This window comes from Streptomyces sp. NPDC058000, from assembly GCF_042886435.1.
Classification (GTDB): domain Bacteria; phylum Actinomycetota; class Actinomycetes; order Streptomycetales; family Streptomycetaceae; genus Streptomyces.
Map to the genome: position 1 here is coordinate 92,531 of NZ_JBHVQS010000033.1, position 8,645 is coordinate 101,175.

4 protein-coding genes and 1 pseudogene are annotated in these 8,645 nt (G+C 72.4%); 3 read left to right on the top strand and 2 right to left on the bottom strand.

Annotated elements, in window-relative coordinates:
- Positions 1–106: 106 nt before the first annotated feature.
- Positions 107–1,273: an exonuclease SbcCD subunit D gene (locus ACFVT2_RS27380; protein WP_390022133.1), complete on the top strand. Its 1,167-nt coding sequence runs from the start codon at positions 107–109 to the stop codon at positions 1,271–1,273.
- Complete coding sequence (locus ACFVT2_RS27385) at positions 1,270–4,404, top strand: AAA family ATPase (RefSeq protein ID WP_390022118.1); 3,135 nt, start codon at positions 1,270–1,272, stop codon at positions 4,402–4,404. Before ACFVT2_RS27380 ends, ACFVT2_RS27385 begins: the two co-directional genes overlap by 4 nt.
- A 585-nt stretch (positions 4,405–4,989) precedes the next feature.
- Here ACFVT2_RS27385 and ACFVT2_RS27390 read toward each other — a convergent pair.
- Positions 4,990–6,909 carry a hypothetical protein gene (locus ACFVT2_RS27390; protein WP_390022120.1) on the bottom strand — a complete coding sequence of 640 codons (1,920 nt, stop codon included), beginning with the start codon at positions 6,907–6,909 and terminating at the stop codon, positions 4,990–4,992.
- Positions 6,910–6,971: 62 nt separating this feature from the next.
- Complete coding sequence (locus ACFVT2_RS27395; protein ID WP_390022122.1) at positions 6,972–7,385, bottom strand: hypothetical protein; 414 nt, start codon at positions 7,383–7,385, stop codon at positions 6,972–6,974.
- A gap of 954 nt (positions 7,386–8,339) precedes the next feature.
- On the opposite strand from ACFVT2_RS27395, the pseudogene ACFVT2_RS27400 reads away from it, so the two are divergent.
- Positions 8,340–8,615 (top strand): annotated as a pseudogene (locus ACFVT2_RS27400) (alpha/beta hydrolase); the annotation flags it as partial.
- Positions 8,616–8,645 lie beyond the last annotated feature (30 nt).

Below are 8,645 nucleotides of genomic sequence, written 5' to 3' on the forward strand. Positions count from 1 at the left end.
GTTCTCGCCACGACCAACGTGGCTCGTGATGACTCGTAGACTCGTGCTGACTGGGTGCTGACGCGAAGCCGACGGAGAGGGACAACATGCAGGTCGGGGCGTGGCTGTGAGATTCCTGCACACCTCCGACTGGCATCTGGGCCGGTCCTTCCACCGCGTGAACCTGCTCTCCGCCCAGCGCGCGTTCCTCGACCACCTCGTCGAGACCGTCCGCACCCGGGACGTCGACGCGGTGCTGGTCGCCGGCGACGTCTACGACCGGGCGGTGCCCCCGCTGGCCGCCGTCGAGCTCTTCGACGACGCACTGCACCGGCTGGCCGCGCTGGACGTGCCCACCGTCATGATCTCCGGGAACCACGACTCCGCCCGCCGGCTCGGGGTCGGCTCCGGACTCATGCGGCGGGCCGGCATCCACCTGCACACCGACCCGGCCGACTGCGGCACCCCGGTCCTCCTGGCCGACGCGCACGGCCCGGTCGCTTGCTACGGCCTGCCGTACCTCGAACCGGCCATGGTCCGCGACACCCTCGGCGCCCCGCGCGCCGACCACACAGCGGTGCTCGGCGCGGCCATGGACCGGGTCCGCGCCGACCTCGCCACCCGGCCCGCCGGCACCCGCTCGGTGGTGCTGGCGCACGCCTTCGTCACCGGCGGCACCGCCAGCGACAGTGAGCGGGACATCACCGTCGGCGGCGTCGCCTCGGTGCCCGCCGCGGTCTTCGCCGGCGTCGACTACGCGGCCCTCGGCCACCTGCACGGCTGCCAGACCCTCACCGAGCGGGTCCGCTACTCCGGCTCGCCGCTCGCCTACTCCTTCTCCGAGGCCGCCCACCGCAAGTCGTCCTGGCTGATCGACCTCGACGCGGACGGCGCCGTGCGGGCCGAGCGGGTGGACTGCCCGGTGCCCCGCCCGCTGGCCCGCATCCGGGGCCCGCTGGAGCGGCTGCTGGCCGACCCCGAGCTGGCCCGGCACGAGGACTCCTGGGTCGAGGCCACCCTCACCGACAGTTCCCGCCCGGCCGAGCCGATGGCCCGGCTCGCCAAGCGCTTCCCGCACACCCTCAGCCTGGCCTTCGACCCCGACGAGGCCCCGACCCGGCCCTCGGCCTCGTACGCCCAGCGGCTGCGCGGCCGCAGCGACCAGGAGATCGCCGAGGACTTCGTCGCCCACGTCCGCGCCGGCCGCGGCCCCGACGACGGCGAACGGGCCGAACTCCGGTCGGCCCTCGACGACGTACGGGCCGCCGACGCGGCCGCGGAGGTGGCGCGATGAGGCTGCACCGGCTGACCGTGACCGCGTTCGGCCCGTTCGCCGGCAGCCACACCGTCGACTTCGACCGGCTGACGCGGGACGGCCTGTTCCTGCTGCACGGCCCGACCGGGGCCGGTAAGACCTCGGTCCTGGACGCGGTCTGCTTCGCGCTCTACGGATCGGTGCCCGGGGCGCGACAGAGCGGCCAGGCGCTCCGCAGCGACCTGGCGGACCCGTCCCTCCCCACCGAGATCGTCCTCGAACTCACCGTCGCCGGACGCCGGTTGGAGATCACCCGGCTGCCCGAGCAGCCCCGCCCCAAGAAGCGCGGCACCGGGACGACGAAGGAGAAGGCACAGAGCCGGCTACGGGAGTTCGCCCCCGCCCCGGACGGCGCCCCGACCGCCGGCGAGTGGCGCGCGCTCAGCCGCTCCCACCAGGAGATCGGCGAGGAGATCGGGCAACTGCTCGGGATGAGCAAGGAGCAGTTCTGCCAGGTCGTGCTGTTGCCCCAGGGCGACTTCGCGCGCTTCCTGCGGGCCGATGCGGAGGCCCGGGCCCGGCTGCTCGGCCGGCTCTTCGACACCCGGCGGTTCGCCGCGCTGGAAGATCAGCTCACCACCCGCCGCAAGGCCGCCGCCGACCGGGTCGCGGCCGGTGACGAGCGCCTCCTCGCCCTGGCCCACCGGATCGCGCAGGCCGCCGGCGACACCCCGGACCTGACCGACCCGTCCGTCCCGGCACCGGCCGCCCGGGCCGCCGTACCCGCCCAGGCAGGGCCCGCCGGACGCGGCGGCCGGACCGCCCGGGGCACCGCACCGGCCCGCACCGCCGACGGGGACGCCGGCACCGCCCCCGGCGAGCCCGGTTTCGCCGACGCGGTGCTGACCCGGGCCGCCGTCGCCCGGGTCGGTGCCCGCGAACGCCTGGAGGGCGCCCGGGTCGCGGTGGCCGCCGCCGAGGCGGCCGAGCACACGGCGGCCGGGCGACTGGAGGAGGCCCGCGAGCGGGACCGGCTCCAGCGCCGCCACGCCGACGCCCGGCACCGCGCCGACCGGCTCGCCACGGCCGCCGACGAACGCGACCGGATCCGGGCCCGGCTGGCCCGTGCCGGAACCGCCGCCGAGGTGGCCCCCGCCCTCGCCCTCCGGGACGCCGCCTGGCACGAGCTGACCGCCGCCCAGGACGCCGAACGGCGCCACCGCGCCCCCCTGCCGTCCGCCCTCGCGGACGCCGGCGGCGACCAACTCGCCGCCGAAGAACGGGAGTTGCGGGCCACGCTCGGCTCCCTCGCGGCGGCCCGACGGGCCGAACGGCGGGCCGCCGACCTCACCCGGGAACGCGCCGACCTCGACCGCGAGGCCCGCGCCGACGAGCAGACGCTGCTGGACGCCACGGAGTGGCTGGCCGACTGGGACGCCGCCCGCCGCGCCCACCAGCGCCGCATCGACGAGGCACAGGAAGCCGCCCAGCGCGCCGAACACCTCGCCGCGCAGCGCGAACCGGCCACCGAACGGCTCGCCGCGGCCCGCCACCGCGACCGCCGCACCGGCGAACTCGCCGAAGCCGAGCGGCGGGTGCTGGCCGCCCGGGAGCACGCGGCGACCGCCCGTGAGCACTGGCTGGACCTCAAGGACCGGCGACTGCGCGGTATCGCCGCGGAACTCGCCGCCAACCTGACGGACGGTCAGGCGTGCGCGGTGTGCGGGTCCACCCGCCACCCGGACCCGGCGCGAGCCGGCGCCGGCCACGTCGACCGGGCGGCCGAGGAGGCCGCGCAGGCCGACCACCGCAGCGCCGAGGACGCCCGCCAGCACACCGAGGACCGCCGCCAGGCCGTCAAGGAGGCACTGGCCGCCGCCACCGCCGCGGCCGGCGACACCCCCACCGCCGAACTCGCCGAGCAGGTCGAGCGGTTGACGCAGGAGGCGGCCCGCGCCCACACCGCCGGCGCCCAGCTGCACGCCGCCCGCGAGGCACTGGCCCGCGCCGAGCGGGAGTACGAGCGCCGCCGCGACGACCAGCAGCAGGCCGAACGCCGGGCCGCCGCCCGCACCTCCCACCGCGAGGCACTGGACCGCGAACGGGCCGCACTCGACGCCGAACTGACCGAGGCCCGCGCCGACTGCGCCAGCGTCGCCGACCGGGCGGCCCGGCTGGAACGGCAGGCGACCCTGCTCGCCGCCGCGGCCGAGGCGGCCCGGACCGCCGCGACCTGCGCCGAACGCCTCAAGGAGACCGACGCCCGACTCTCCGACGCCGCCTACCGCGCCGGCTTCGCCACCCCCCAGGACGCCGCCGACGCGCTGCTCCCGGACACCGAACGGCAGGCGCTCCAACAGCGCCACGACGACTGGCAGGCCGAGGCCGCCGCCGTCGCCGCCGAACTGGACCGGCCCGAACTCCGCGCCGCCGCGGCCCTGCCCGCCGCCGACCCGGACACCGCCCGCACCGCCCACCAGGCCGCCGCCACCCGGCTGCGCACCGCCACCGCGACCCTCGCCGCCGCCCGGGAACGCTGCGCCGCCCTCGACCGGCTCTCCGCCGACGCCGCCGCCGACGCCCGCGAACTGGCCCCGCTGCGCGCCGCGTACGACCGGATCGCCCGCCTCGCCACGCTCACCGCCGGCACCTCCGCCGAGAACGAGCGCCGGATGCGGCTGGAGTCCTACGTCCTGGCCGCCCGCCTCGAACAGGTCGCGGCCGCCGCCAGCGCCCGCCTGCACCGGATGTCCGCCGGCCGCTACACCCTGGTCCACTCCGACGAACGTGCCGGCAGCGCCCGCCGCTCCGGCCTCGGCCTGCACGTCATCGACGCCTGGACGGGCCAGGAACGGGACACCGCCAGCCTCTCCGGCGGCGAGACCTTCTTCGCCTCGCTCGCCCTGGCGCTCGGCCTCGCCGACGTCGTCACCGACGAGGCGGGCGGCACCCGGCTGGACACCCTCTTCATCGACGAGGGCTTCGGCAGCCTCGACGAACAGACCCTCGACGAGGTCCTCGACGTCCTCGACGGCCTGCGCGAACGCGACCGCAGCGTCGGCCTCGTCAGCCACGTCGCCGACCTCAAGACCCGCATCCCCGCCCAACTGGAAATCCTCAAGGACCGCGCGGGGTCGAGCGTCCGGCACCGGGTACCGGCGGGGCCCTGACGGCCAGGACCGTCGGGTGGCGTCAGGTGCTGACCGGGCGCCGGGGTGGAATCAGCGATTCCTGCCTGCTCTTGCCCGGCCCTTCCTCGGTCGTCATTGCCCTACTGTCCCCCGCATGTCCCCCGCAGGCCCTTTGTGCGTCGCTGGCCCATCAGACGGAGCCGCGAGGTGGCAACGCAGCAGGTGGGTGGCGCGGGGCAATCTGATGACGGCCGTTCAGAGTTCGCGGTGGAATTCGTCTTCGCGATCTGAGTCACCACGCAGCAGCCTTCGACTTCGCCGCCGACACCTGTCCCAGCCTCATGCCGCAATTCGCGAAAGCGGAAGCGGACGCCACAGTCGCGGTGGTCCCGCGCGCCGTGCCCGTGCCGCCGACCGACCCTGCCGGCGACCAGCAACCGGACGAACCCACGTCAGAGGTACCCGCCGGGACCCTGCAGCTCACCCTCGTCCCCCGGCCCGCGACAGAGGAACCAGTTGCGGCATGATCCGCAACCCCTGGGCCCCGCACGGCATACACCGATGCGGGGCCCAGGCGACAGTCGCCCACTGGCCGCCGGGCGGTGGAGAGGCTTTCATCACCTCTCAGCTGTCAGGGCAGAATTGGGTAAGCAGTCGGAGATTTGGTATGTCGACCTTCGTCGCTTTCGTGCCGTCGACGAGAGCAGCGATGACGTCCGGGTGGGCGTCGTCGAGACTGCTGCCATCCAGGCTGTTGCCTGCACGTTGTTGGGCGTCTGCCGCGCTGTTCAAGTCGTCGCCCCTGGCTTGCAGCGCGGCCTTCAGCTTGCGGTCGGTGGCCTTCGCCGCCGCGCCGTTGAGGTCCACCGCCGACTGCCGATAGTCGGACACAAGGCCCTGCGTTGTCCTCGTGTCCCGGTGGAGGGCCGCGTAGTAGGCGCTCTTTATCTCGGTGCAGCCGGCCAGCGCCGCTGATCCGCTGGTGGCAGCCACGGTGATGGCGGTCGCGGATCCGGCCGCCGCGAGAGCGGTCACCGCCGCGACCGCGGGTTTGGCCTGCGCGAACTTCGCGATGTGGCGGATTGCTTTCCCGATGTGGCGGGCTGCGTGAACTGCTTGGGCTGCTTGGCCAGCCACGGCTGCCTGGCCTGCGGGCGTGCTGAGTATCAACAAGGCGGCGGTCGCGGCGATCACATCGCCTTCCAGCAGTTTGCGCGTCTGTTCCCCGGTGTGGAGGTAGTACTCGGCGTCCTCGACTACTCCTGCGAGGCCGGCGGCCTTCTGGCCCAGGACGTACAGCTGGAGGGTCGTCTGCCGGTGTCCGGCCTGGAGCGCGATCGGTATCGCCGTTCGGGCGAACTGTGATGCCAGGGTCCATTGGTGTGCCCGGTCAAGTTCGCGTGTGACGGCCAGAAGCAGGTGCGGTTCCGGCATCGGGTGTGGTCCGGCAAGCCGGGTGAGGATCCCTTCCGCGGCCGTCTTCCCGTCTGAGCGGCCCCAGTTCTGGGCGCGGACCGCGTCGGTGGCGTCTGCGGTGATCCGGTAGGCGATGCCGTGTCGCGTCACCAGACGGCGGTCGTACAGCTCCTCTCCGCAGTCTTCGCTTGCCGTGCCGCCGGTGACCGCCGCGAACCAAGCAGGTGTCAGAGGTGTGCCGAAGGTTGCCAGCGCGACCAGCACCTGTCGTGCCGGCTCGCTCAGGGCGACAGCCAATACCTCGGCCTGCTCCCGCGGGCTGACCTCCAGGGGATCGACCTCGGCCGGCTCGTCGAACGGTTCGTCGGTGACCCTGGCTCGCCACTCGTCGGAGCTCCGGATGAACTGTGCGTACTGCAGGAGACGTTGGGGCCGGCCTTCGGACACCTGGTAGGCGTGGTCGAACTGAAGGTTCTGCAGGCCGACAGGTCCCAGTGGCAGCCCGAGCTCGGCGCCGAGCAGGTCGGCCGCGGCCGTACGGGGCAACGGCTGCACGTGGTGGGCCACTCCGGCATCGGGGGGCAGAGTCCGGTACGGGGAGACAACCAGGAAGGTGCAGCCGGCGAACGTCTCCAGCAACCGTGACAGGTCCTCGCGGCTCAGGGTGCAGTCGATGAGGGTGATGTGCGCGGTGGTGGTGGCCACGGCCACACGGAGCATCGACTCGTCGACTCCCCGAAGAAAGTTCTTCCCGAAGAACACTCCGGCCAGGCGTTGATAGACCGCCTCAAGGTCGTCCTCCCCGGCCCAGGGCTCCAGGACGTGTCCGCGCAGCCCGTGCTCCGCAAGACATCGGTGCACGGCCCAGGCGATTGCCTTCTTGCCCACGCCCGCCTGACCGTACAGCTGCGCGCTATGACCGGCGACCAGTTGCTCGGCCACTGGTTCCACCATCGCGTCCCGGCCGAAGAGTTCGGAGCGGGCGGAGAGGACCGGTAGCTCGGGCGGTTCCCGCAACGACAGTTCCATCACACTGGCGGTCTCGACGAAACCGCCTTCGGCATAGACCACGTTGAACGCGTTGTCGCCGGTGCTCACGATGCCGCGGTTGTCGCCCTCGATCACCACTGACCGGTCGGTACCGGGCTGGTCCACGTTTTCGGGGGTGTCCCCCGAACCTTGGCGGGCGGTCACCGGAGCTGAACGTTGGTCGCGCCGTCACCTGTGGCAACGATCCCCGGGTTGTCCCCGCCGATGGCGACACCGCGTTCACCGGTCTGCTGGCTTCCGGACTTCTCGGGCAAGATTCCTTCGAGTTCGGCCGCCAGCCCCGGATCTCCGGCCAGGGCCTTCTTCAACTGGAGGCGCATCGCGGCCAGCGCATCCGGATCTTGTGCAGCCTCCGCCAGGTCACCGACTGCGACGCGGACCGGAGCTGGTTCGGCGCTCCGGTGCAGGATCCTCGCGAGTAACCGGTGCCCCAGTCGGACTGTCGCGTCGGCGGCTTCGTCCTCGGCTCGGGTCAGTACTCCCACCCCGTAGGCACCTACCGCCGCGCTGATCGCCGGCATCACCTGGTTGAGTAGTGCATCCATCTCAGGCATCTGCTGTCCCCCGTGACAAGACTCAGCTTCCGCATTCAACGTTGCCAAACCTCACTACTGATGTGTAGTCGACGAACGAGACAGATCCAGCAGGCCCTGCTCGCGGCGGACGGTGCGCTCTGTCCTTGCCGCCCCGCTGGTGGCGCCAAGGACAGTGATCAAGGAAATCCAAGATCCCCGACAGCGTCAGGGGCGAGTTCTGCCTCGACGAGCTCCTCCACTCGTACCTCGGCAGCCGTCTCCCGGGCCTCCAACTCCTGGAGCAGTGAGCCCATCGGCTACCCGTCCTCCACCGCCACGGTAGAGGTGTCTGACGATCTGGGATTGGTTGGATTTCAGCCGTTCCTGTCCTGTGTTGACGTAGAAGTTGATGAGGGTTCGTCGCGCTTCGTTCAGGTTCAGAGTTGTGTTGTGCCGTATGTGGAGCCAGCCACCGGTCAGGGTGCTTCGCGGCTGTCGTAGTGGCTCGATCTGGTCGCTGTCAGGGGCAATTCGGAGGCGGTGCGGGCCACCAAGAACGTCGAAGCCGGCACCGAGAACGAGTTCCTTGCGAGGGTCGTCGTGCGTGGTCTTGGCGAGGCAGGCGAGTCGCCGGTAGATACAGGCTCGGCGCCGTTCTACGAGAGCCGGTGGCGTCCCCGTCGGTGGTGTTGTGGGGGCCGCGGACGACGATGTTGCCGTGTGCGGTGACAGTGAGGCCGAGCGTGGCCCTGTTGCTGGTGCGAATGGTTACGTGGGTGGTGCCGACCCGTACGGTGCGGTCGGCGGAGGGCATGTCGGTTGTCCTCGGTTCAGCTGACGCGCGTTGGTCTCTGGCCGGGTTGGGATCAGTGACGGCTGCACACCCAGCTCTGAGGCGTGCCGTGGACCGGGAGGTCGAGGACATGCCGGGCGGTGCGCCCACAGAGCTGGCAGGTCAGGTCGAAGGCGCGCAGCATCTGGAGGGGGCGTATCCCCAGGATCACGGCCGCGGTCTTCGGTCAGCACTGGCCAGATGTCCTCGCCGAGAAGGCGAAGCGGATCACCGTCCCGATCGAGTTCGACATGCAGTGGGACGACGAGCACATTCCGCGTGAGGCCGGTCTCGCGCTGTTCGACGCCTTCGCCTCGGCGGAGAAGACCCTGCACGCCAACGCGGGCCAGCACAAGGAACTGCCCCGGTTCGAGGCCGACAGCGCGGTCCGGTTCTTCGCCCGGCACCTCGGCCGAGCGGCCACCGCGTCGGCCTGACGGGCGTGGTCGCGGCGCCCGGCTTGCCGG